24 protein-coding genes are annotated in these 23,976 nt (G+C 58.3%); 11 read left to right on the forward strand and 13 right to left on the reverse strand.

Annotated features, from left to right (window positions below; all coding sequences use genetic code 11):
- Positions 1-32: 32 nt before the first annotated feature.
- The 3 genes from M017_RS0114900 to M017_RS26700 all read left to right on the forward strand — a co-directional run bounded on the left by M017_RS0114900 (position 33) and on the right by M017_RS26700 (position 3,420).
- Positions 33-389 carry an NADH-quinone oxidoreductase subunit A gene (locus M017_RS0114900; protein WP_031498911.1) on the forward strand — a complete coding sequence of 119 codons (357 nt, stop codon included), beginning with the start codon at positions 33-35 and terminating at the stop codon, positions 387-389.
- Positions 353-2,170 (forward strand): hypothetical protein, encoded by a 1,818-nt coding sequence (locus tag M017_RS0114905; protein WP_031498912.1) that lies wholly within the window; start codon positions 353-355, stop codon positions 2,168-2,170. Before M017_RS0114900 ends, M017_RS0114905 begins: the two co-directional genes overlap by 37 nt.
- An 89-nt stretch (positions 2,171-2,259) precedes the next feature.
- Entirely contained in the window at positions 2,260-3,420 is a 1,161-nt protein-coding gene (locus M017_RS26700; RefSeq protein ID WP_035957821.1) for an alanyl-tRNA editing protein, read from the forward strand.
- On the opposite strand, the gene M017_RS0114915 is transcribed toward M017_RS26700, so the two are convergent.
- Complete coding sequence (locus M017_RS0114915; protein WP_238325907.1) at positions 3,376-4,347, reverse strand: hypothetical protein; 972 nt, start codon at positions 4,345-4,347, stop codon at positions 3,376-3,378. The genes M017_RS26700 and M017_RS0114915 overlap by 45 nt on opposite strands.
- Before the next feature lie 376 nt (positions 4,348-4,723).
- Here M017_RS0114915 and M017_RS0114925 point away from each other — a divergent pair, with 376 nt between their 5' ends.
- Together M017_RS0114925 and M017_RS0114930 are read left to right on the forward strand one after the other, a co-directional pair.
- Entirely contained in the window at positions 4,724-5,422 is a 699-nt protein-coding gene (locus M017_RS0114925) for a PEP-CTERM sorting domain-containing protein (protein ID WP_031498919.1), read from the forward strand.
- Between the two features lie 13 nt (positions 5,423-5,435).
- Entirely contained in the window at positions 5,436-6,830 is a 1,395-nt protein-coding gene (locus tag M017_RS0114930) for a GNAT family N-acetyltransferase (RefSeq protein WP_031498920.1), read from the forward strand.
- Here the strand turns inward: M017_RS0114930 and M017_RS0114935 are convergent.
- The gene (locus tag M017_RS0114935) at positions 6,827-7,798 is read right to left on the reverse strand and encodes a glycosyltransferase family 2 protein (protein WP_031498921.1); all 972 of its coding nucleotides are present in this window, start codon (positions 7,796-7,798) and stop codon (positions 6,827-6,829) included. The two genes, M017_RS0114930 and M017_RS0114935, sit on opposite strands and share 4 nt — an antisense overlap.
- 43 nt (positions 7,799-7,841) lie before the next feature.
- Here M017_RS0114935 and M017_RS0114940 point away from each other — a divergent pair, with 43 nt between their 5' ends.
- Positions 7,842-9,257 (forward strand): DASS family sodium-coupled anion symporter, encoded by a 1,416-nt coding sequence (locus M017_RS0114940; protein WP_051670135.1) that lies wholly within the window; start codon positions 7,842-7,844, stop codon positions 9,255-9,257.
- On the opposite strand, the gene M017_RS0114945 is transcribed toward M017_RS0114940, so the two are convergent.
- A complete protein-coding gene (locus tag M017_RS0114945) occupies positions 9,258-10,244 on the reverse strand; it encodes a sialidase family protein (RefSeq protein ID WP_031498923.1) in 987 nt (328 codons plus the stop codon).
- 34 nt (positions 10,245-10,278) lie between these two features.
- Between M017_RS0114945 and M017_RS0114950 the strand changes: the two genes are divergently transcribed.
- Complete coding sequence (locus M017_RS0114950) at positions 10,279-11,109, forward strand: ROK family protein (protein WP_202901658.1); 831 nt, start codon at positions 10,279-10,281, stop codon at positions 11,107-11,109.
- On the opposite strand, the gene M017_RS0114955 is transcribed toward M017_RS0114950, so the two are convergent.
- From M017_RS0114955 to M017_RS0114990, 8 genes are all read right to left on the reverse strand, one after another.
- Complete coding sequence (locus M017_RS0114955; RefSeq protein WP_031498925.1) at positions 11,106-12,347, reverse strand: hypothetical protein; 1,242 nt, start codon at positions 12,345-12,347, stop codon at positions 11,106-11,108. The two genes, M017_RS0114950 and M017_RS0114955, sit on opposite strands and share 4 nt — an antisense overlap.
- Positions 12,348-12,461: 114 nt before the next feature.
- Complete coding sequence (locus tag M017_RS0114960; protein ID WP_031498926.1) at positions 12,462-13,100, reverse strand: PEP-CTERM sorting domain-containing protein; 639 nt, start codon at positions 13,098-13,100, stop codon at positions 12,462-12,464.
- 287 nt (positions 13,101-13,387) lie between these two features.
- The gene (locus M017_RS28775) at positions 13,388-13,801 is read right to left on the reverse strand and encodes a DUF420 domain-containing protein (RefSeq protein ID WP_031498928.1); all 414 of its coding nucleotides are present in this window, start codon (positions 13,799-13,801) and stop codon (positions 13,388-13,390) included.
- Positions 13,798-14,340, reverse strand: a complete 543-nt coding sequence (locus tag M017_RS28780; RefSeq protein WP_080507792.1) for an SCO family protein — start codon at positions 14,338-14,340, stop codon at positions 13,798-13,800. The genes M017_RS28775 and M017_RS28780 overlap by 4 nt, the downstream gene beginning before the upstream one ends.
- Entirely contained in the window at positions 14,327-15,052 is a 726-nt protein-coding gene (locus M017_RS0114975) for an ABC transporter permease (RefSeq protein WP_051670136.1), read from the reverse strand. The genes M017_RS28780 and M017_RS0114975 overlap by 14 nt, the downstream gene beginning before the upstream one ends.
- Positions 15,049-15,948, reverse strand: coding sequence for an ABC transporter ATP-binding protein (locus M017_RS0114980; RefSeq protein ID WP_035957823.1), 900 nt, complete (start codon positions 15,946-15,948; stop codon positions 15,049-15,051). The genes M017_RS0114975 and M017_RS0114980 overlap by 4 nt, the downstream gene beginning before the upstream one ends.
- A 4-nt stretch (positions 15,949-15,952) precedes the next feature.
- Positions 15,953-16,810 carry a heme o synthase gene (cyoE, locus tag M017_RS0114985; protein ID WP_031498932.1) on the reverse strand — a complete coding sequence of 286 codons (858 nt, stop codon included), beginning with the start codon at positions 16,808-16,810 and terminating at the stop codon, positions 15,953-15,955.
- Entirely contained in the window at positions 16,800-17,414 is a 615-nt protein-coding gene (locus M017_RS0114990; protein ID WP_031498934.1) for a COX15/CtaA family protein, read from the reverse strand. The genes cyoE and M017_RS0114990 overlap by 11 nt, the downstream gene beginning before the upstream one ends.
- Before the next feature lie 101 nt (positions 17,415-17,515).
- On the opposite strand from M017_RS0114990, the gene M017_RS27770 reads away from it, so the two are divergent.
- Both M017_RS27770 and M017_RS0115000 read left to right on the forward strand, forming a co-directional pair.
- On the forward strand, positions 17,516-20,167 hold the full coding sequence (locus M017_RS27770) for a protein kinase domain-containing protein (protein WP_202901659.1): 2,652 nt from the start codon (positions 17,516-17,518) through the stop codon (positions 20,165-20,167).
- Positions 20,168-20,222: 55 nt separating this feature from the next.
- Positions 20,223-21,092, forward strand: a complete 870-nt coding sequence (locus tag M017_RS0115000) for a ThuA domain-containing protein (RefSeq protein ID WP_080507797.1) — start codon at positions 20,223-20,225, stop codon at positions 21,090-21,092.
- Positions 21,093-21,096: 4 nt separating this feature from the next.
- Here the strand turns inward: M017_RS0115000 and M017_RS0115005 are convergent, their stop codons facing one another.
- The gene (locus M017_RS0115005) at positions 21,097-21,861 is read right to left on the reverse strand and encodes an enoyl-CoA hydratase/isomerase family protein (RefSeq protein ID WP_031498937.1); all 765 of its coding nucleotides are present in this window, start codon (positions 21,859-21,861) and stop codon (positions 21,097-21,099) included.
- Between M017_RS0115005 and M017_RS29720 the strand changes: the two genes are divergently transcribed.
- Complete coding sequence (locus M017_RS29720; protein WP_031498938.1) at positions 21,860-22,333, forward strand: thioredoxin domain-containing protein; 474 nt, start codon at positions 21,860-21,862, stop codon at positions 22,331-22,333. The two genes, M017_RS0115005 and M017_RS29720, sit on opposite strands and share 2 nt — an antisense overlap.
- A 3-nt stretch (positions 22,334-22,336) precedes the next feature.
- Here the strand turns inward: M017_RS29720 and M017_RS0115015 are convergent, their stop codons facing one another.
- Positions 22,337-23,530: a serine hydrolase domain-containing protein gene (locus M017_RS0115015; protein WP_051670139.1), complete on the reverse strand. Its 1,194-nt coding sequence runs from the start codon at positions 23,528-23,530 to the stop codon at positions 22,337-22,339.
- A 109-nt stretch (positions 23,531-23,639) separates the two neighbouring features.
- Between M017_RS0115015 and M017_RS0115020 the strand changes: the two genes are divergently transcribed.
- On the forward strand, positions 23,640-23,975 hold the full coding sequence (locus tag M017_RS0115020) for a PadR family transcriptional regulator (RefSeq protein ID WP_031498941.1): 336 nt from the start codon (positions 23,640-23,642) through the stop codon (positions 23,973-23,975).
- Position 23,976 lies beyond the last annotated feature (1 nt).

The raw sequence follows: 23,976 nt of genomic DNA on the forward strand, positions 1-23,976 counted from the left end.
GCAGTCTCCCTGGTTTTTGTTATTCTGATTGCATGCCGGAAGGGTATCTCCCTATTTTCTTCCTTCTGGTGATCGCAATCGCGTTTCCCGTCATCGCGTTGATTGTCGCCCGCCTCCTTCGACCCTCCATTCCCAATCAGGCAAAGTACGAAGCCTATGAGTGTGGCATCGAAGTAGAGGGCAGTTCCCGCGCCCGATTCTCAGTTCGCTTTTACATCATTGCGATACTTTTCGTGATTTTTGATGTGGAAACGATCTTCTTATTCCCCTGGGCCGTCCGTTACAAACAACTGGGCTGGTTTGGGGTCGCGGAGGTGACGCTATTTCTTTCAATCCTGATCGCCGGTTATCTATGGGCTCGCAGGAAGGGTGCACTCAACTGGGTGTAACTTCAACCGGCTGCAAAAGAGCTCGCAACAATTTCGGCAAAATTGTTTTAGGACTGGCACTGCTGCCAGTTTTCTGGGCACAGCCCGTATTTGGGCAGGCGCAACTGCGTCTGAGCGATACGGCGCTGGGACCTATTTCCATTGCGACCGGCTCGAACGGCACCGCACAGACTATCGAAGCGTATAACGCAGGGACCGGCAATCTAGCCTTGAGCTTTAGCTCCAATGCTACCTGGCTGAGCGCTTCCGCAGGTGCGTCACGCGCTTGCCAGATTGCAGTACAGCAGTCGAGTTGTACTCCGATTACGATCAGCCTGGCGACGGCCAGTTTGGCCAAGGGATCGTATACGGGCGCGATTACAGTGAAGGATCCGTCTGCCGTCGATGCACCGCAGACGGTGACCGTAACGGTCCAGGTGGGCGGCGGCGTTCCGGACACCGTGTTCCTCTATGTGGCGCCGAATGGCACCAGCGATAGCTATCCCTTCTCAACGAATAGTGTGTTGAATACTGCGGTGGCAACGCAGAGTGGCGGGAACTGGCTGACGGTTGCCTATGAAGGCGCCGGGAGCTTCCGATTTGTGCAGCCTTATCGCATTGTGGGAACACGCCAGGCTGGCCAGGGGGAAGGGACCTATAACGGAACCGTCCAGGTGAGTGGTTCGTCCTTTGCCGGTGATAACAAGACTGTCCAGACTCGTCTGGTGGTCACCTCGCAGCCGATTGCGTTTGCCGGTCCGGAAACGCTGAGCGCAAAAGTGGTGCAAAACTCCGCGGCCACAACGCTCAATGTGGGTGTTGGCAATCGCGGGGTTGGTGCGCTGACTGTCGGTGCGATCACGACGACGATGACCAACGGGACAGGCTGGCTGAGCGCCACGGCGGCTACGGGCTTTACGGGGGCAGCGGTGACGCTCACTCCTGGTTCGCTGCCGGCGGGAACCTACCGGGGTACGGTGAATATCGCGACAAACTCGATCAATGCTCCGTCGCTTGCAGTGCCTGTGACGATGGAAGTTGTTACTGCGGCAGTTCCGACAATCTCCTATAACGGTGTGTTGAACAACGCCACCTTCCAGGTGGGCGACACGCTTGGAGTGGGCGCGATTGCGGCGGTGTTCGGTGAGTTCCTCACCGACGGTCTGTACTACAACACCTCCTCCACTCTTCCCACGACTTTGGGCGGAGCTCGCGTGCTGGTGAATGGAGTGGCGGCGCCGCTGTATTTTGCTTCGCCGGGACAGATCAACTTCCAGGTTCCTCTCGAGACGCAAGGCGGCAGTGCGACGATCCAGGTGGAACACAATGGTGTGGTTGGCAACCGTGTCAGCGTGACTGTTGTGGCCCAGGCGGGGCGCATTCTGGTGTGGCCAGGGCTGAAGTACGGCATCATCGTGAGCAACGATGGCTCTTTGCCGATGCCGAGCAATGTGGTGCTGGGAACTTATGTTTCCAAGCCCGCGAAGCCTGGTGATGTGCTTGTGGTCTATGCAATCGGATTCGGGCAGACGACGCCGCCGGTGGCAACGGGTGCTTCTGCGCCGCTCAGTCCGCTGGCTCAGCTTTCGAATGTCGTGGTGCGCTTCGGTGTTCCCGATCTCTTCAATAGCTCGATTCCAGTGGGAGCACAGTTCGCTGGCCTGACGCCTGGCTTTGTTGGCCTGTATCAGATCAACGTACAGGTTCCAGTGGGCGTACCGACCTCATCTGATTACGATCTGACGATTGAGTACAACGGTCAGTTCTCGAATCGTGTGAAGATCGCAACCCAGCAACAGTAGTACCAAAACAGTTTGGCTGTTGGAGCGCGTGGATTGGGCCTGTTTTGCAGGCCGGGTCCGCGCGCTTTTTCGTTTGTTAGAGTAGCGATTTGACAGACCGTCTCTATTATCAGGACTCCCGGCTTTGGGATTTTCAGGCTTCCGTGGTGGAGCGTTCCGCCGATGGGCTACGTATTCAACTCGATCGCACCGCGTTCTATCCCAATTCCGGTGGGCAGCCTTTTGATACAGGCACTCTCAGTGGACTTCGCGTGGTCGAAGTGGTGGAGGCGGGCGAGGACATTGTGCATGTTCTTGAGACTCCGCTGGCCGCGGAGCTCAGTGTAGTTCATGGGGTGGTGGATGGCGCACGGCGGCTGGATCACATGGTGCAGCATACGGGGCAGCACCTGCTCAGCGCTGTGATGGCGGAGGAGTTCTCTCTGTCTACGGTCAGTTTCCACATGGGGGCCGTGGGCTCGACGGTGGATGTGGAGCCGAATCGCGTTTCTGCCTCCCTGCTGCTGGAGATCGAAGGCCGGGTGAATGAGCGGGTTCGCGAGAACCGGGCGGTGCAGATTGGATTTGAAGCCGCTTCTGGTGCTACCGGATTGCGCAAGGCCAGTGAGCGGGAAGGGCTTCTGCGCATCATCTCGATTGAGGGCTTGGATCGGAGTGCTTGTGGCGGGACTCATGTCTCGCATACGGGCGAGATTGGGTTGGTGCTCCTCGGCAAGACGGAAAAGGTGCGGGATGCACTTCGCATCGAGTTCTATTGTGGAGCCCGTGCGCTGTCGGAGTTGCGCCAACGGCTCGACCGGGCGGCTGAGAATGAACGCAGTCTGCGCGAGCGACTGGCGGAGGCCGACAAGGCTCGCAAGCGGATGTCCTTGGAGCTAGCGGAACTGCATGGACAGCGCCGCTATGAAGAAAGCAAGGCTGATTGGTCCGGACGCCGGGTGTGGGTGGAGACGGTGGACGAAATCGATGAGACTTCCCGTGTGAGCGCGACTTGTTTTGCTGCGAACCCCGGAGCTCTGGTGGTGCTGGCTGGACGGTTGAACGGTGGCGTGCTGTTTACGGCGCATCCGGAACTGGGCATCGATTGTGGCAAGCAGTTGAAGGCTGCTCTCGAGGTGGCTGGCGGGCGTGGGGGCGGCACGGCCAAAATGGCACAGGGGAGCGTTGCCGTGCCAGAAAAATTAAATGAAGTTGTGGCGCGTCTCTTAAGCCGGGGAGAGCGAGATGAGGGCCATCCCGGCGAGCAATAGCGCGATCACCGCCATGAGTAGCTTCTTGGCCCCGGCCTCGGCGCCGTCGAATTCTTTCCAGATCAAAATGCCGCACAGCGCGCTGACGATCAAGGAGCCAGAGCCGACGCCAAAGCTGAGCCAGGGGCCGATCTTGGCTTCCCCCGGAGCGATGGTGACGAGCAGGTAGGAAGATATGCCAATCATCCAGATGGTTCCACCAGCCAGACCGAGAAGATGCTGGGAAAGAGTTCCAGTGAAGTAGGCGAAGAAGCTGGTGGGGAGCCCGCGGACGGGCAGGTTCATGAAATAGAGGTTGTAGATAAAGGTGCTGATGAGCATTCCGGCGGCTGCGATCATCGTCACCGCATAGGGATTGCTCAAGCCAAGTTCCGCCTCCATCGACAAGTTGACGAGGGGTAGGAAGGCACCCATCACAAAGCCGCCTGCCAGTGCGACCCAGACACCGCGCAGAATGCCAGGGCCTGCTGGTGCGGCAGGCTTTTTCTTCTTCACCGGGGAAGTGGGCTCCGCTGCCGCTAATTCCGCTGTGGCCGCAGCTTCGAGTTCTGCCGCGATCTTGCGGCGCTGTCCTTCTGCTTTCGCATGGGCGATCGCAATGAGAACTACTGCCATTGAAACGAGGAAGGCTGCTCCAAAAACGTAGAGCGGGGAGCCGCTGTTCTGGGTGAAATAAGTCCAGATGGCGCTCAACACAAAGGAAATCCCCATGCCAATCGGAATGGCGACGCTCATGCCGGCCAATTCAATGCCAGCGACGATCAGCATGTTGGCGAGGTTGAAGACGCAGCCCGCAACGAAGGCATAGAAGATTTGTTTTTTACCGCTCAACAGGAAGTTATCTGCCACGGAGAGATCGGCACCCATGGATCCTACGGTATAAGCGAGAGCGACGCCGGAGAGCAGGGCACCCAGGGCGAAGTCCATATAGAACAGCTCAAAACGCCAATTGCTTTTCTTGAGCGTATTGGCCCATGATCCCAAACACAGCAGAGACAGAATCAAGATGATTAGCGTGGCAGCGTAGGTGGTAGGTAGGAGCATGGATTATGGATCGACCAAAAGTTCTAAGCTAACACAGGTCAGGGAAAAGAACTTGGAGAGCTGCTCCGGCAATGATTTTGTGGCCGCTCAAGTTCTGGACTTCTATTTTTGTAGGAATCGAATGGCCGATCGAGTTGGGCTCCTGGACTGGCTTGCACTTGTTGCGGCGACAGCAGCGAAAGTATTTCCTGACTAAAAAATACAAATCTTTAGTACTGATAGTACTAAAGATGATATTGGCGTGCCATAATCCTTGAGAATGAAAAAACTGATTCAGCTGAGCTTGGTGGGGTCCTCGGCCTTGGCCAGCACCATCTCTTATAGCGGGGTTCAAAACCTCAGCATCACTGTGGCCTCCAATGGTGAGACGTTTCAAGCTATGGACGTCGATTTCGATGGGGATGGGACGATTGACATGATCTTCCGAGTCGGCGCCGGGGATTCCGACCCGTCTGCTGAATGGGATGGAAGGTCTTCTGCGCGGATCTTCTTGCAAAATGGGACGGGGGTGGCCGGCGGCGATGGCAACGTGCAGCCGCTTTTGATTGGCGACAGCACAGAGTGGCTCCCTTGGGTTGCCCAGGAGTTCAACGAGCAGATGCTCCTCTCGCTGGGGAAGGATGGTTCTGGAAACTTCCCAAATGGAGAGGACCGGTATTTGGCTTTTACCTTGAAAAAAGACAACGATGTTCTCAAGGGTTGGGCGCTGGTGAATGTGTCTCTGGATTTCACTTCTTTCAATGCAACTCAAGTACCCTATGCCGTGAACCGCGCGACCCTGACCTTACAGGAGTGGGCCTATTCTTGTGCCGCAAACGAGAATATCGAGATGGGAGATAAGGGCGGCGCGACAGGCGCCAGCGGTTGCGGGGTGGAAAATGTTCCGGAGCCATCGACGTTTGGTCTGCTGGCGTTGGGCGCAGCCGGGCTTGGAATTTTGAAGCGACGAAAGGCCTAATCCCCGAATCCGAGTGGGAAAAATTTACGTTTCCTTTGCGGGCCTCAAGCCTGGTGAATTGCATGCGGCCCTTGCTGAGGGCCGCATGCCGCATTTGGCCCAGGTGGAACGACAAGCGGGGTATGAGGCCAAGGGGCGAGTGTTTTCGGTGGGCTGGCCACATCCCGACGCTGTTGCGAGTGTGCGTGCGGATTGGGCGGGACGTGTGGCGCCAGTGGGCTCTGTGCTGCCGCTTACGCTTGAAGAGGCGCTCTGGGATCTCCGTGTTTTGGAGACCGACTTCCAGGCGTCGGACTTACTCCAGTTTCTTCCCCGCCTGGCGGAAATCGATCTCGACAGAGACTCTCGCGTGGCTGCTTTGGCGGCGATTCTTGCCGATGCGGCAACACTCCATGCCGCAGCGACGCATCTGGCCGAGAAATCGGATTGGGATGTACTGCTTGTTCGCTACGATGCCCTCGCGTGTGCTGCCAAGCATCTCACCGGGCCACTCTTTGCACCGTGCCGCAGTGTCCTCCTGCAATATCTGGATTTATTCCTCTGGCGATTGGGGCAATTCGGCGAACTCATTTTTGTGGAGGGGGGCGAGCCGGAGATCCGTCGCCGGGAGACGAAAATTTCGCTCGGACCGTTTGTCCTGCACGAGGTGAGCAACAAGCAGGGGTGGCAGGAGTTTCGGGTGGAACGGGAAGCGAAGGGAATCGGTACGGTTTCTTTTGGCCGTACCGCGACAAACATCCGTAAGTTTCGTTTGCGGATCCACCAGGAATGGCGGCGGCGCGGCTGGGGCCGGGAACTTTTTGAGCAGGTGAAGCGATTGGCGTATGGGAATCCAATCGAGGCAGAGTGCTATCAGGATGAGGGAATGTCGGAGTTTCTCGAGCGCTGCGGGTTTCGTCGCCAGCATGTCTGGCATCGCCAGGAATGCAGCGTCGCCAAGCTCCATCAGAGTTGGTCGGAAACGGTGGCGTCATGGGGGGATGTAGGACTTGAGATTGAGAAGCTGAGGAATGAAGACCGCGCGGCGGTGTCTGCTTTTCTCCTCGAGACTGTGCCCATTCACAGCCGTCTTCCGGAGCTGGAATTGCGCCGCTGGGTGGCGCGCGAAACCACTACTGGAATGATTGCGAAACGGGAGGGCGCTGTTGCCGGCGTGTGTCTCTATCGGATCTCGGGGAGCATTGGGACGCTGCAGATGCTTTCGATTCGAGAGGGAAAATGGGCTTCGCTCGCGCTTGGGCTTCTGACTCAACGATGCCTGGAAGATGCCATGCAGCGGAAGGTCTCCACCTTCCACTATGAGTTCCACGCGGAGAATCAACGTGTGAAACAGATTTTACGCCGGCTGCCTGCGGTGGAGATGAGGGTGCGCGAAGTTTGGAGCTATGACGCGGTTCGACCGGTTTAGCGCGCTGCTTCGGGAGCTTGCGCTTCTTTGCGCGTACGGACTTCGCGGACGGCGTAGATGCGGCGGCCCTGGCTTTCAAAGTAGGTGCGCATCAGCATTTCGCCGAGGATGCCCGTTGAGAACATCATGATGCCAGCCAGCAATAGCAGGGAGCCTGCAATCATAAGTGGGCCGTGGTCCACTACGATGTCATTCCCGAGCAACTTGTAGACGAAGAGGTAGCTCATGATTGCGCCACCGAGAATGGTGCCCGTCAGCCCGAGGGTGCCGAAGAAGTGCATCGGGCGGGTGAAGTAGGTGAGCAGGAACTTGATGGTGAGGATGTCGTAGAGGACGCGGAAGGTGCGGCTGAGGCCGTAGTGGGAATCGCCAGCGGCGCGGGGAGTGTTCTTGATCGGGACTTCGATGACGCGGGCGCCGTAGAGCTTTGCCAGGGCAGGGATGAAGCGATGCAGTTCGCCGTAGAGATTGATGTCTTTGAGGATCTCGGTGCGGTAAGCCTTGAATGTGGTGCCGAAGTCGTGCAATTCAATGCCGGAAGCCTTGGCCATCAGCCAGTTGGCGATGCGCGAGGGAATCTTGCGGGTGATGGCGTTGTCGATGCGATTCTTGCGCCAACCGGAAGCAATGTCCCAGCCTTGTTCCACTTTTTCGAGCAGGGCGGGGATGTCTTCGGGGTCGTGCTGGAGATCGCCATCCATCGAGATGATGACTTCGCCTTGCGCTTCGTCGAAACCGGCCTGGAGGGCGGGAGTTTGTCCGAAGTTGCGGCGGAGGCGAATGACTTTGAGGCGCTGGTCGGTTTCGACGAGATTGGCGAGGAGGTCGAAGCTGCGATCGGTCGAGGCGTCGTCCACAAAAATGATTTCGTAGGGCCGCTGTAGCCGCTCCAGAACAGCGGTCAGTCGGTCGTAGAGAGGAAGGATGGACGGTTCCTCGTTGTGAATCGGGATGACGATCGAGATCATGAGATAGTGGAAGTCTTATTCCAGTCTAGCTGAGGGGGAGAGTGTGGGTCGAATTCCCAAACGCATTTGGGGTTTAGCGCTTCTCGTTGCCATATATTTACTGATCGCCTACGGGTTCCCAAAACCCGATGTGATCAAGCCGGAAGGCTGGCGGCTGTTCTCCCTTTTTGTCGCGACCGTAGCGGGTCTGATCTTCCAACCGGTGAGCGGCGGGGCGCTGGTGCTGATGGCCGTCGTCTTTGCCAGCATTGTGGGCGGGCTTTCAATCAAGCAGGCGCTTGATGGCTATTCAGACCCGACGAATTGGCTGGTGCTGGCCGCATTCTTCATTTCGCGCGCGCTGATCAAATCGGGACTGGCGCGGCGGATTGCTCTTTTCTTTGTCCGCTTGTTTGGGAAGACCTCGCTTGGCGTCAGCTATGCGCTTTGCTTTAGCGACATCGCGCTGGCCTCAATCATTCCCTCGAATGGTGCGCGCAGCGGTGGTGTGATTCTGCCGATTGTGCGCAGTGTGGCGGAGCTGTATGGGTCGAAGCCGGGGCTGACGTCGAATGTGATTGGAGCTTTTTTGATGACCAGCGTCTATCAGGGGGTTTGCATCAGTTCGGCGATGTTTCTGACCGGACAGGCCTCAAATCCGCTGGCGGCGCAGCTTGCGGGCAAGCTGCACAATGTCCAGATCGATTGGTTTGGCTGGTTTCGGGCGGGAGTGGTGCCGGGATTGTGCAGCATTCTGGCGGTGCCGTGGCTGGTGAGCAAGATCTATCCGCCAGAAGTGAAAAATACTCCGGAAGCTGCCGCTTTCGCACACCAAGAACTCAGCGCGATGGGCAAGCTGGGATCGAATGAGTGGGTGCTGACGGCTGTATTTCTGGGTGTTTGCGGAGCTTGGGCAACAACGAGCATTCACAAGATGGATGTTGCGGTGCCGGCGCTACTGGGTAGTATTGCGCTGCTGATTACGGGTGTTTTGACCTGGGAGGACGTGAAGAAGGAAGAGGCGGCCTGGGACATGTTCATCTGGTATGGCGGGCTGCTGAATCTGGCCAAGGCGTTGAATAGCACCGGGATTCCGACAGAGTTTGCGAAGTTTGTGGGGGGATCGCTCGAGGGGCTGAACTGGTATCCGCTGATGATGATCGCGCTACTGGTGTACTTCTTTGCCCACTACGCGTTTGCGAGCATTACCGCTCATCTGCTGGCGATGTTTCCGGCCTTTGTCGGGGTGATCATCGGGCAGGGAGCGCCGGCTGGTCTCGCTTGCTTTGGATTCGCGATGTTCGCGAACCTCTCGGCTGGATTGACCAATTACGGCACGACGCCTGCCCCGATGTTCTTTGCCCAGGAATACGTTGACATGAAGAGCTGGTGGCGCGTCGGATTCCTCTGCGCCTTGCTCAATATCGCGATCTGGTCGACGGTCGGCTTCGCCTGGTGGAAGTTCGTCGGTCTCTGGTAGTTAGTTCGGCAGAGACTCGAGTGGGATGACGGCGTGCTTGACCTTCTTGCGGTGCCAGGTCCAGGTGGCGTGGACTTTGCCGTCGGCGGCTTGGATGATGGCGGGGTAGGAATATTCGCCGGGTTCTGATTCGAGAACGATCGGCGCTGTCCACTTGTCGCCATCCTTGCTCACAGCGATGTTGAGCGGGGAGCGCCCGCTGCTGGTGTGGTTGTAAATGAGGACGATACGGCCGTCCTTGAGCGCCACGGCATCAATGCCGCTATCCGGGTTGGGGAGATTGGTGATCTTGGCGCTGGACCAGGTTTTGCCGCCATCCTTGGAATCGGCGTAGGTGATGAAGCCGATCTTCTTGGTGGAGCGAATGTACATGCGCAGCGTGTTCTTGCCAATGGGGACGATGGTGGGCTGGATGATGCCGCGGGCTTCTGCCGGGTAGACGATGGGGCCGTGCTTGGTCCAGGTTTGCGCGTTGTCGGTGGAGCGCTCGACCCAGGCGGTCCAGGCGTGGTCGGATTCGACGCTGGTGCCAGAGACGACAGTGCCGTCGGCGAGAACAAGCGGCTTGTTTTTGATCGGGCCGTAGAGACCAGCCGGCAGATACTCTTTTTCGCTCCAGGTGCGGCCGCCGTCGAGAGACGAGATTTTAGCGCCGTTCCATGTCTTGGGGTGCAGACCGTGCTTGTAGAACAGCCACAGCTTCTTATCTTTGGTGAAAAAGAGAACGGGATTGTAGGTGGACTGGTCCTTTTCGCGAGCCAATTCGACGGGCGCACTCCAGGCTCCATCCTTCAGACGGGCACCCCAGATGGCGACGTCTTTTGCACCTTCCTTTGTGCCGCCGAACCAGGCGGCATAAAACTCACCGGGAGCGGTTTCGACAATCGTTGAGGCGTGGCACTCCGGAAATGGCGCTGATTCGTAAATGAATCCTTGTTGGATCTGCGCTATGGCCAGCAAGGGAAATAGAAGAATTGCAAGTCTCATCAAACTCTCAAGTCTATATTGGATGAGAGTCATCATGTTTGGAGCAATTGAAGCTGGTGGTACGAAGATCGTCTGCGCCTATGGCAAAGACCCTGAAAATCTGACGGTGAGTCCTCCGATTCCGACGACGAGTCCGAAGGAGACCCTCGAACGGATCCGGGAGTTTTTCGCCGGTCGCAAGCTGAAGCGCACTGGGATCGCCTGCTTTGGGCCGCTCGAAATTGCGAAGGGCCGCATTGCCCCGTTGACGCCGAAGATCGAGTGGCGTGGCTTTCCGATTGTGAAGGCGGTGGAGAAGGCGTTGGGCTGTCCCGCGGTTCTTGATACGGATGTGAACGGCGCCGCGCTTGGCGAACATCTTTGGGGCGCAGCGAAGAAGTCGACACACTTTGTCTATGTCACGGTGGGGACGGGAATCGGCGGTGGGACGATGCTGAACGGCCAGCTGATTCATGGACTGCTCCATCCGGAAGTGGGGCATATGCGTGTGCGCCGCTTTGGGGGCGACGAGTATGGCGGGCACTGCCCGGTGCATGGGGATTGTCTCGAAGGGCTGGCGTGCGGGCCCGCGATCGCAGCCCGTTATGGGGTAGCGAAGGCGGAAGAACTACAGGATCATCATCCGGGCTGGGCTTTGGAAGCTCACTATCTGGGACAGATGGCGGTGAATCTGGCTTGTGCGTATTCGCCGGAACTGCTGATTCTCGGCGGCGGGATTGGTCTCAAGCGCGGGATGGTGGAGATGGTGCGTCAGACTGCCGCGCAAGAGATGAATGGTTATGCGCCGCTCCCAAAAATCGTGCGGGCGAAACTGGGCGGCCGGGCAGGAGTGCTGGGCGCGTTGGCGTTGGCAATTGGCGTTTAGTTCCCGATGGGAATGAGCAGGCTTTGGGGACCGGGGACTCCGCCCAAGGTGTAGGTAAAGGGGACAGCCTCTCCCGCGGCGACGCTTGGGACGACCACATTGAACTGGTAGAGGCCGACAAAGTTGCCGGATTGTCCGGCGTAGCTCACCGTGGCCTGGGTGCCGCCGATAGAGCATTGGAAGCTGCCGACAAGCCGGTTGCTTTGGGTTTGGATGGTGCCGGCGGGGGTGTCCGGGGTGACGGGGCCGAATCCGATGCCGTAGAGGATGATCGTTTCGCCGGGCCTGGCGCGCCGGGCGGGAATTCCTTCTGCGGGAGGGAGCACAAAGGTGACGCCATCGGGAAAGAGAGCGGCGACGTATTGTCCGGCTGCGAGCTTGAATACGGCGGGCGCGAGAAGGCCTGGCTCTACGCTATTGACGTTGATGGTGTAGGCGGCACTTGCGCCGCCAGCGGTGGTGATGACGACAGGTTGCGGGCCTGATGGGACGCTTGAGGGGACTTGCGCATTGACTTGGCCCTGATCGACGTAATCAAGATAGGCAGGTTTGCCGCCGATGGTGAGCGTGGTGCCGCCGAGGGCGGTGGGGGCGATGTTGCCTTTGAAGTCGGCTCCACTCCAGGTTTGCCGGAGTACATTTGCCAGGTTGATGCCATAGACCTCCATCCAGGAGCCTGGCGCGACGGAGGAGAAGCCGCCGTAAGCGCTCGCGCTGACGACGCCGCGGATGATGGGCGTTGCGTCGAATTGCCCCGTGACGGGGCCGGTGATGGTGGCGCCGGGAATGAGGCCAACCTGGCCAACCGCGCATGAGGTGACCAGCGTGCAGACTGCGTTGCTGGTGTTGAAGAAGGTGGTGAGGTTTGTGTAGTAGAAGGTGGTGGGGTTGCCGTTGATGGTGAGCTTGGTTTCGATCGCGCCCGCGGTGAGGCCAAGGTTGATGGTATCGGTGCCTGGGATGACTGTACCGATGAGCGGCGAGGGGCCGTTTCCGGCATAGGTGACTACGACCGTGAAGGTGCCGCCGGAGCCGATGCCGGTGTAAGGACCGGACAGGGTGCAGGTGGTGACACCGTTTTCAAAAACGCAGGAGCCCCAACTGACGCGCACTGTCCCGTGGCCTTGGGCGTCGGGGCCGAGACCGGTATAGGTGAGTGTTTGATTGGTGGGGCCGTAGTTGATGATGTTGGCAGAGGCCACGGAGATGAGAATGGCCAGAAGAAATGCAAAGCGCATGGGTATGATGGTTCCTCGCTGGTGTCGGATGACCTGAACGATGCCAATGTTACGGAAAGAGTAGTGGGCAGGAAGGAATTGAGGTTGGCGAGTCGACGGGGACTCGTGAGTGTTCTAGCGGCGGCGCAGCAGGGCGAGACCGGCGAGTCCTGCACCGAAGAGCAGGTATGTGGATGGCTCTGGGACCGCAGAGGGATCGGCTGTCCCGACGATGAGGTTGTCGACGTTTGGCCAGGCGTAGCCGCTTTGCTCGGTGGAGGTGCCTTGTAGGGTGAGGGCGGTGAAGGGTGTGGTGCTGATGAAGCCGAAGAAGCTTTTGTTTGAGGTGGGAGTGTTTACGGCGAGAGTGGCGAGCGCCTCGGTTCCGTTCCACAGGGTTAAGAAGCCCGAGCCAGAAGGGCTCAATGCGTTTTCTGCATTGTCAAAAAAGAAAGATCCTCCGATTGCTGTGATGCCACCGGCGAACGAATCGATGATCAAGGGATAAGAGGCATCCTCTCCGGACAGAGAGATGTCCGAGTCGATCACGGTGACATAGAGTCCGTCTTCGGCAGACACGTAGTAGGAGAACCCATTGCCGCTAAAGGATTTTCCGGTGAAGATGATGAGGTCGGTTGGGATGGTGGAAAACGTCTCCTCGTAATAGCCGGAGTCAATTGCCGCCAGAAATTCGGTGCGATCGGTAAAGGTGAAGACGCTAGCGCCTGCCTGCACCGCAAATGCGATCAGAAGAAGTAGGATTTTATAGTTCACTGGTTTGTGCCTGTTGGAGGGTTCTTCTTTTATACCGTAAGCTCTCATCAGGAACGGCCGCTTCGGCTCAAAGACATCGATTCGTTCTGAAAGGCTCGCTGGCAGCCTCATGGTCACGGCGAGGATCAGGTGCGTGAACAGGACCGTGAATCGAGCGATCGAGAAGTGGTCGGTGGGAGGGGCAGCCTGTTGTAGCGGGAGTGCTAGGCCTAGGAATGGGGAAGGAGTCGACGGGGACTCGTGGGTGTTCTAGCGGCGGCTCAGCTTAGTAAAGAAAGTCGTTTTCGCTAGAAGATATAGAGCATCAGGTAAACGATGACGCCTGTGATCGATACATAAAGCCAGATGGGGAAGGTGATTCTGGCGATCTTGCGGTGCTTGTCGAAGCGCTCCTGGAAGGCGCGCCAGAGGGTGAGGATCGCCAGCACCGGTACGGTTACGGCGAGGAGGATGTGGCTGATCAGGATGGTGAAATAGAGCGGGCGGAGCCAGCCCTGGCCCTGGTAAGGCACGCTGCCGACCGAGAAGTGGTAGACGAGGTAGCAGATGAGGAAGATCACGGAGACGGCAAAGGCAGAGAGCATCACGTTGCGATGTTCTGTCTTTCTGCCATTGCGGATCAGATAATAGCCGTACAGTAGCAGGCAGGTACAGAGTGCGTTCAGACTGGCGTCTATAAGTGGTAAGTCACGGATGGTCATGAAAGTTGTTGGATATCCTCAATGAGCTGATCGATGCTGTCTTTTGCGAAGGAATCGTAGAAGCCACGGATCCGCATGGAACCATCGACCAGAACGAAACGGGTGGAGTGTTCGGTCATGGTGCCAGCGTGCCCCAGGTAAAAAGACTCTCTCATTACATTCTCGATGAGGTCTTTGCGGCCGGTAAGAAAGGTCCAGCGCATGGGGTCTGCGTGGTAGCGCTTGGCATACTCGGTCAGGACCTCTGGCGTGTCGCGGTCAGGGTCTACCGTAATACTGACGATGTGGAAGTCCGGGAGTTGTGCCGTCTGTTCCTGCACCCGCTTCAGTTGATTGGACATGCGTGGGCAGGGGCCGGGGCAATGGGTAAAGAAGAAGTCCGCCACCCAGACTTTTCCTTTTAAGGCAGAGCTGGAAAAAGGCCGGCCATCCTGTTTTGTAAATTCGAAGGGCGGCACGGTGCCCAAGTCGGGCAGCGCGCTTTTCTTTTTGCAGCTACTCCATAGGACAAGGCCAGCGAGCCATTCACGCCGTCGCATATTCGCTCCTTCCAATGAACCATAAGGCGGCGCCAAAGAGCAGCGCCGTTGTGCCACACAGAACCGCCAGACTGAGCGCCATCGAAAACGGCGAGGTGCCTCCGAGGCAAACGTCGAGCAGCGAGATGCCGTAGGTCATCGGATTCACTTGCATCAGGCGCTGCATGAGCGGATGCGCTTCTCCGACGCGAAACAGCGAGCCGGAAAGCATCCACATGGGAAGCAGCAGCATGTTGATGACGCCGTGGAACGCCTGCGTCGAGGGCATGCGCCAGGCGCAGAGGAAGCCGAGTAGCGTAAACAGCAGACCGATCAAAAGCAGTACTCCCGCTGCCCCCAGGATGCCAAAGAAACCCGGCGTCAGGCCGGTGAGCGGCAGGAAGAACAGAAATACGAGGCTTTGCAGCCAGGCAAGGATCGTTGCCCCAAGCACCTTGCCGAGGACCACTCCCGCGCGCGGTGCGGGCGTCACTAAAACGCCGGCGAGGAAGCCCTCTTTGCGATCGTCGATCACCGACATGTTGGAGAAGACCGCGGAGAACATCAGCGTCAGCGCGATGGAGCCGGCAAAGAAGCGGGCGAAGTCGTTGAAGCCTGCGCTCACGACGAACCAGAACAGCAAGGGGGCGGCGGCAAAGCCAACCACGCGTGCCTTCTCACGCCAGAATTTCAGCATCTCCCGTCGGGCTAAGGCCAAGGCTGTGAGGATCATGCTGTCACCTTCCGAAAAACGTCGGCGAGGGTTGGCTGGTGCAGCCCGACGGATAAGACTTCACCGGGTAAGGCTTCCACCAGGCTGGGGATCATCTGATGGGCGTCCTTTGCTTCCACGCGGAGGATGCCGTCCGATAGCTCGATGGCGGCGCCGAATTTGGCTCGCAAGGTCTCAAGGGCCGCTTCTGGCTTCTTGGCGACGAGTTCGACGATCTGGCCGCCGATCGTCGCTTTCAGTTCTGCCGGTGTGCCTTCTGCGACGCGCAGCCCGCGGTGCAGGAGGATCAGCGAGTCGCAACGCTCGGCTTCGTCAAAGAGATGGGTGGAGATTAAGATTGCCGTGCTTCGCTTCTCGCGCAGTTCTTCGATGGCTTTCCAGAAGTCGTCGCGCGCAGCCGGGTCGAGACCAGAGGTGGGCTCATCGAAGATCAGGAGTTGCGGCTCGTGGAGCAGGGCACGGGCGATTTCGGCGCGGCGGCGCAAGCCCCCGGAGAGGGTTTTGGCAAAGTCGGTGCGCCGATCGAGGATACCGAATTGCTGCATCAGATGGCGCACGCGCTCGTGCAGGGCGCGTCCGGAGATGCCAAAGAAGGAACCGAAGATCAGCAGATTCTCCTCGACAGTGAGGAGCGGATCGAGCGTGGGTGTTTGGAAGACCACACCAATGCGGCTGCGCACTGCCTCAGGCAGTTTGCCTGCGTCGAAGCCGCAGATTTCGACGCGCCCCGTTTGCGGCTTGACCAGTGTGGACAGTACGCGGAGGAGCGTCGACTTGCCGGAGCCGTTGGGGCCGAGCAGGCCGACGATCTCGCGGCGATTTAAGTGCATCGTGAATTGGTCGAGGGCTGTCTTGTCCCCGTAGCGATGCGTCAAGCCTTCTACAGCAAGCAGCATAGGGTTATTTCGGAGAAAAAATCAGCACGGCGTAGAGCACCGGCAGATACACGACCGAGGCCAACAGGACGCCCCGTGCCCGTTCTCGGCTGCGATCCTGGTACAGCTTCCAGGCGGTATACAGCAGCAGTGCGCCCATGAGCAAGGCGAACGCGAGATAGATCTTACCGCTCATGGCCAGCATCACCGGCAAGAGGCTGGTTGGAACCATCAGAATCGAAGTCCAGAGGATGCGATTGGCGGTGGAGTTGCCATCGGGCTCAACGACAGGGAGCATGCGGATGCCCGCTTTGCCATATTCTTCGCGATACATCCAGGCGATCGCGTAAAAGTGCGGGAACTGCCAAACAAAAAGGATTGCGTAAAGGGCCCAGGCGTCCCAGGTGAGCTCTCCCGAGGCGGCTGCGTAGCCGATGAGCGGGGGCATGGCGCCCGGGATGGCGCCGATCGTGGTGGAGTGCGGCGAGCGCCGTTTGAGCGGCGTATAGACAAAGAGATAGGTGACCAGGGTAAAGAGACCGAGGCAGGCGGTGAGCGGGTTGCAGCCGAACCAGAGGTCGAGGAAACCCGCAGTGGCCAGGGTGATGCCAAAGACGAGCGCATTGCGCGCAGGGAGTTTTCCGGAGGGGAGCGGCCGCGTGGCGGTGCGCGCCATGAAGCGGTCGCTATCGCGCTCCCACCATTGGTTCAGTGCCGCGGTACCGCTGGCAATCAACGCTGTGCCCAGCACGAGGTGCAACAGCACCCAGTGCAGGGTGCCGGGATTCAGGTGCGGCAGACCAAAGTAAAACCCCACCGCCGTGCTCATGAGGATGAGCCAGGTGATGCGTGGTTTTGTTAACGCCAGGTATTCACGAAACAGTTTCGTGTTCCTCCTGTTTGCGAGCTGTCCGTCGCGTAATTTCGCACAAGACCAGTGTGACGCCAAAGGTCAGCATTGCGGTAGCAGAGTGCAAATGGGTAAAAATTTGAGTATTCGGCAAGATATTATTGCTGCTTCCGTCAGAAAAGCGAATCACATAGGCGGCGATACCAAGCAGCACTTGAGCAGAGACGACATAGAGCAGAGCCAGTGCGGCCGTGCGGGCGGAGTGGCCCTTGGGGGCCGGTGCGAGCACGCCTGTCGCAAAGTAGAGGAGGAAGGCTCCCACCAGCATTGCACCCAGTACGTGTGAGATGGCGCCCATATACTTGTAGCGCAGTGCGATGCCCATTCCCAGTTGCAGGATGACCAGCCAGGGGGCAATCTTTGCGATGGACTGCAACGAGGGACTCCCAAAGTCTGGAAATTCACTGCTGTTTTCGAGGATGCCGCTGGAGCGTAGCGCCCAGACACTGGCCGCACCGAAGAGGAGTTGCGCAATCGAATCTGTGATCGCGGATTGCATTGTGAATAGAAGAATCAGACTCAGCGCGCCAACTAAACCTGCACCCATCACCAGCTTGCTATGGATTCGACTCTTCATTCACCCTGTTACACTTTCATTCTAGCCGACCGCCTCGATTTCAACCTCTGATGCCGTCCCATCGCGCCCTCCAATCCGGTGATTTATTTGGTCACTACCGCTTGGAACAACCCCTTGGCGGCGGGGGGATGGGTGTGGTCTGGAGAGCGACGGACACGCGTTTGGGCCGTCAGGTGGCGCTGAAGTTTCTGCCGGACGATTTTCAGGAGGGCGGGGAAGACATTGAGCGCTTCCGGCGCGAAGCCCGTACGGCGAGTTCGCTCAATCATCCGAATATTTGCGTTGTGCACGATATTGGAGAAGATCAGGGCCGTCCCTTCCTGGTCATGGAGTTGCTTGATGGCAAGACGCTCCGCCAGCTTCTCCAGGAACGCCCGCTCAAGGTTGGGGAGATCCTCGACATCGGGATTCAGGTTGCCGATGCACTGGATGCGGCGCATTCGAAATCGATCATCCATCGCGATATCAAGCCTGCGAATCTGCTGCTCTTAGAAAAATCGGGTCTGGGGCTCCAAGCGAAGCTGTTGGATTTTGGGCTGGCCAAGCAGGAGTTGTTGAATTGGGACTCTGCGACGATGGCTGCTTTCCGTACCGATAGCGGCGTTGCGATCGGTACGGCGGCCTACATGAGCCCGGAGCAGGCGCTCGGACAGAACATTGATGCGAGGAGCGATCTGTTTAGTTTCGGGATGGTTCTCTATGAGATGGCCACTCGAACCCTGCCCTTTCGGGGCGCTACCAGTGCGGCGCTCTTCGATGCCATTCTCAACAAGGCTCCGGCCAGCTTGCTCGCTGCGAATCCTGAAGCTCCCGCAGAACTCGAACGCATCATTCTGAAGCTGCTGGAGAAGGATGCCGCGCTTCGTTATCAGAGTGCCGCGGAGCTTCGATCTGATCTCTCGCGGCTCAAGCGCGATCTGAGTTCCTCTGCATCCGGCCGTAGCACGACGAGTGGCCGCAGATCCGAGGCTGCGCAATCGAAGTTGCCGCTTTGGTCGCGCGCTCCTGCGCAGGCAGCCTTTGTCGGATTTGTGGCCGTGTTGGTTCTTTTTGCCGGATGGATTGCGATTCGCAGCCGACGTGGCCCTTCTGTGATGCAGTTTGAGACCGCGAGTTTCCGTGCGATTACGGATACGAAAAGTGCCGAGTTTTTTCCGCAGATCGGTCCGGATGACCGGATGCTGGTCTATGCCAGCAACGCCCGTGGCAATTGGGATCTCTATCTGACCGATACGGAGGCGAAGCAGACTCAACTTCTTACGGAAGCGAGTCATGAGGACAATACGGAACCGGCACTCTCTCCCGATGGGACCACCATTGCCTTTCGCAGCGAGCGCGAGGGTGGTGGTCTTTTCCTTTACGACCTGCGCTCGAAGCAGACGCGCAAGCTCAGCCCGATGGGGCACAATCCGTCCTGGAGCCCGGATGGCGCTGAAATTGTTTGCGCCACAGAAGGCATCATCCGGCCGGAAGACCGCTATGCGGCGGCCAGTGAGCTCTGGGCCATTCGAGTGGACAATGGCGCGCGGCGGCTGATCTACAAAGGGGATGCGGTGCAGCCGAGTTGGAGTCCGAGCGGGGATCGTATTGCTTTCTGGGCGTCGCGGGCCGGACAGCGCGATCTCTTTACCGTGCGCGCTCGGCCGCGCAACGGCATTACTCCTGAACCTCTTGCGATCTCGAATGACACCGCCGTGGATTGGAATCCGATCTGGAGTCCTGATGGCAGTTTTCTGTACTTTGTCAGCGACCGGGATGGCCACATGGGCCTCTGGCGCATTCGCGTCGATCAGAAGAGCGGGGAGGTGCAGGGAGTTGCGGAGTCCGTGCGTCTGCCTGTCGATGATGTCGCCCATGTCAGCTTCAGCCGGGATGGCCGGCGCATTGCATTTGTTGCCTATCAGCTGCTCGCGAATCTCTATCGCGTGCGCTTTGATCCCGCATCGAAGCTGTTGCAGTCGACTCCTGAACCCCTGACCAACGGAAAAGTTCCTTATGTGCGCCCCGACTTGAGTCCGGATGGCAAGACGCTGGCATTCAATAGCCAAAGCAATCGCGATGATCTCTATGTCGTTTCGACCGATGGCTCTGGCCTTCGCCAGCTTACCGATGATCAGTATAAGAATCGAGGTCCGCGTTGGAGTCCGGATGGGAAGAAGCTCGCGTTTTTCTCCAATCGCGGCGGAGCTTGGGAGATCTGGACTTATGCGATGGAGGGTGGAGTACTCCAGCAGTTGACACGGGGCGCAACGGGCACGACGGCTTGGCCTGTGTGGAGTCCGGATGGCAAGAAGCTTGCCTATACGATCTTCGGCTTCAGTAGTTTTCTGATGGATACGGACCGGCGTTGGAACGATCAGAGCCCGCAAGCTCTGCCGCCGATGGAGAACTCGGAAGAGCTATTCTCTGCCTGGCATTGGAGCCCGGATGGCACTCAGATCGCGGGCTTTACGCAGACAGCGGATGGGTCGATGAGTGGGATTGTCACTTACCACTTGAAGGAACAGAAATTTACCAAGTGGAGCGATGTCGGGCAGGATCCGCACTGGCTGAGTGATTCCCGCCGGCTCTTCTTTGTACATGACGGGAAGTTGTGGTTACTCGATACGAAGGATGGGGTGCGGCAGATTGTCGTCCAATCGAAGGATTGGCAAGTGGAGCGCCGTGGGATTGCATCGAGTCCCGACAACCGATGGATCTATTTCAGTGGCTCGCGTGCTGATTCTGAAGTTTGGCTTGGGAGTATTGACTAGACGTTGAACGGCTTAGCGCAGCCACGATCCGATAAGATTGTCGGACGTGAAGCGAATGAAGGATCTGAATCGTATTTTGTTGCTGCTGTTGGCCTGTGCAGGGGGCCTTTTGCAAGGGCAGGTGCCAGGGGGACCGCGAGTGCCTGGGCAGAACCCGAATGGCATGCGCGTGTATCTCTGGACCGGGTTGAAGACTCATAGTGCCGGGCAACATGATTACCCGCAGTTTCTGGCCGATTGGAGCAAGCTCTTAACGGAACGCGGCGCCGTGGTGAACGGGGCACTGCATCCTCCCCATCGCGAGGATCTGGAGAAGACCGATGTCGTTGTGATTTACAAGGGTGATGTGGGCTTTTTGACCGATACCGACAAGGCTACGCTCGACGCTTTTGTGCAGCGTGGCGGTGGGCTGGTGAGTCTGCATGACGCTCTTTGCGGACCTGATCCTGTCGCCTTTTCCAAGCTGACCGGCGGGGCTAAGAAGCATGGCGAAGTGAACTATACACTCGAAGCTCCAGTTCCTTACACCGTGACGGATAAGGCGCATCCGATCATGAAAGACATGTCCAATTTGACCCTGTTGGACGAGGCTTTTTTCAATCTGACCTGGGCCTCTGATCCGGGAATCCATGTGTTGGCGACTGCGGAGATTGCCGGAACGCCCAGCGCGGGGGATCATCGCGGTGAAAAAGTCCCTCAAATTTGGACCTATGAACATCCTGCCGCAGGCGGCCAAACTGCGCGCGCTTTTGTTTGGATGCAGGGCCACAACTACGCGAATTTCTCAAACTACCAGATCCAGCGGACGCTGCTTCGTGGCATTGCATGGGCAGCGAAGAAGCCAGTGGACGAGTTGGTGGATTATGTCGCTCCTCCACGTCCTGTGCGGCCCCCGGCAACTGCGCAATCTCGAGGCGGGCAATAGCCAGTTATTTCTTACGGGAGGCGAAGAAGGCCGCTACTTTTTCCTTCGCCTCCTGATCTACCAGCGCTTCGCGAAACAGCCGTGCTTCTTCGGCGAGACCCGCTTCGAATGTCCCGGCCCGCACAGCGGCGAGGATTGCTTCCACCACGCGGAGATTCCCTTGGCAGGGCAGTTGATCGGTGCGCCGGCCCTGGGTGACTTCAAGTGCTGCGGCAACTACATCTTCTTCGACAACGCGATCGACAATTCCAAGCTCCAGCGCCTCTTCCGCACTGATGCTCTTGCCCGTCAGGCACATTCGCAGTGCCGGCCCGACACCGGCCAGCCGTGGTAAGCGTTGGGTGCCGCCCGCGCCTGGAATCAGCCCCAGGTTCACTTCCGGCAGGCCCACCTGGCTTCCGGCGCGCAGCACGCGGTAATGCCCCGCCATCGCGAGTTCCAGTCCGATGCCCAGCGCTCCGCCATTCATCGCCATGACGACGAGCGTATGGCCCCGCTCGATCGCATTGAGCAGTTGATTGAGATAGCTGAGATCGGGTGGAATCTCGTGTTGAGTGATTCTTTCGATCTCCCGCAGATCTGCGCCTGCGACGAACATTTTGCCCGATCCGGTGATGACGATCCGCGTTACAGCATCGTCTTCGTCGGCTTGCTGCCATGCCAGATGCAGGGCTGCCGCCGTCTCTCGCGACAAAGCATTCACCGGTGGGTTCATGATAGTAAGGATGGCGGTAGAACCAATCCGCTCACTCGTGACAAGGCGCTCCATGTTCTTGACGCTACCACTTGCCCTGCAGGCGAGGCCGCGGATCCGTGTTGAAATCTTCCTTGCCGTTGAGTGCCCCATCTCCAATCGCTATATTCCAGAACTCAAACGGATTGTCTCGCTCTATCAGCCCAAGGGTGTCGATTTTCTCGCACTGTTTCCGGAGGCACGGCTCACGGAGGCGAGTCTGGAGGATTGGCGGAAGAGCTATGAGTTTCCAATCCCAGTTCAATTAGATCCGCTTGGTGTGAGGGCCGAACAGGCCGGAGCCACGCTCACGCCGGAAGTGGTGGTCTTCTTGGAGGACAAGCTGATCTATCGTGGCCGTATTGACGATCGCTATGTGTCGTGGGGGAAGTCGCGGCCCGCACCGACGCGTCGCGATCTGGCCGATACATTGCAGATGCTGCTCGATGGCAAAACGCTGCTACCCCGCTTTACGAAGTCCTGGGGCTGCTTCATTGAAGCGCGCTGAGCGTTAATCGACGATTGCCTGCATCACGGCATTTTCAAAGTCGCGATCCAGTTGGCGATTCGGGTTGTCGGTCTGGATCATGAGGATGCCGACGATCTTCTCTACCGGGTCGATCCAGAAGTGAGTCCCGTAGGCTCCGTCCCAACCGTAGCTGCCTTTTGAGACGCGCATTCCGGCAGCCACCGGATCGCTGACCACTTGCACGCTCAGGCCGAAGCCGCGGCCCGGCGCGCGGCCTGGCAGCGTGTCGGGCACAAAGACCGAGGCCATCAGATCGACGGTCTTGGGGCTGAGGATTCGCTTGCCGTTGAGCTTGCCCCCTTCGAGCAACATTTCGGCGAATTGCAGATAGTCTTCGGCGGTGGACATCAGGCCGCCGGCGCCGGAGAAGTAAGTCTTGCTGGCGATCCAGTTCGGGTTGGCAGTCTTCTCGAGTTGGTTGTCCTTGCGGTGATAGGCGGTGACGACGCGCGGCCAGCCCTGATCGCCGGGATGGAAGAAGGTGTCCTTCATGCCGAGCGGCTCAAAGAGGCGGGTCTTGAGGAACTGATTGAAGTCGAGACCCGAAGCAACTTCGACGATGCGGCCGAGAGTGTCGAAGGCCATCAGGGGACTGTAAGCCCATTGGGAACCGGGCTGAAAGGCGAGCGGCGTCGCGCCGAACTTCGGAATGTAGGTGTTGAGGCCCTCTTCGCCTTGGCGAAGACTGATTGCGCCCTGGACGCTGGTGGCTGGATCGCTTCCGAGTCCCGAAACGTGGGTGAGCAGGTCCTGCACGTTGATCTCACGGGTCAAGGCAATGCTGCTCTTCACCTTCATGTTTTTGAACTCGGGGATGAACTTCGAGACTGGATCGTTGAGGCGGAGCTTGCCCTCTTCGAGGAGCATCAGAATGGCGACGCCGGCTACGGGCTTGGACATCGACCAGATGCGGAAGACGGAATTCTTCGCCATCGGCTTGTTGGACTCAAGGTCAAAAGCGCCGTGAGCTTCAAAGTTCGCGATCTTGCCCTTGCGGGCCACCAGTGTGACGGCGCCCGCGATCTGTTTCGAATCGATGTGCTGCTGGATGGTTTGGTGGATGCGGGTGAGCCGCTCTTTGGAGAAGCCAAGCTCATCGGCCTTGCCCTCGGGCACGGCGGCAGACAGGCCCAGACAGGCCAGCAGAAGTACAGCAACAAGACGATCGAAACGCATAAAGACCTCGCGGAAAAGTGTATCGCAACCGGAGTTTGCCGTGATCTGACCATGATGGTCACATCTTGACAGTCATATGGAATGGATCTATTCTGGACTCAACTTGCATATGGATGAACCAAACACCGACCTGATTCAGGGCACTCTCGACATGTTGATTCTCAAGACGCTTAGTCTCGAGCCGATGCATGGCTTTGGTATTTCCCGCCGCATTGAGCAGATCTCGCGTGGTGTCTTCAAGATGAATCCCGGCTCACTGTTGACCGCGTTGCAGCGCCTGGAGCGCAGTGGCTGGCTGGATGCGGAGTGGGTAGTTACAGAGAATGCCCGGCGCGCCAAGCTCTACAGCCTGACGCGGGCAGGGAAGAAGCAACTGGAAATTGAGACTGCCGATTGGTCGCGCCGTGCTGGGGCGATCGCCAGGTTACTGAAGGCTGAGGCATAAG

The sequence above is a fragment of the Bryobacter aggregatus MPL3 genome, assembly GCF_000702445.1.
Classification (GTDB): domain Bacteria; phylum Acidobacteriota; class Terriglobia; order Bryobacterales; family Bryobacteraceae; genus Bryobacter; species Bryobacter aggregatus.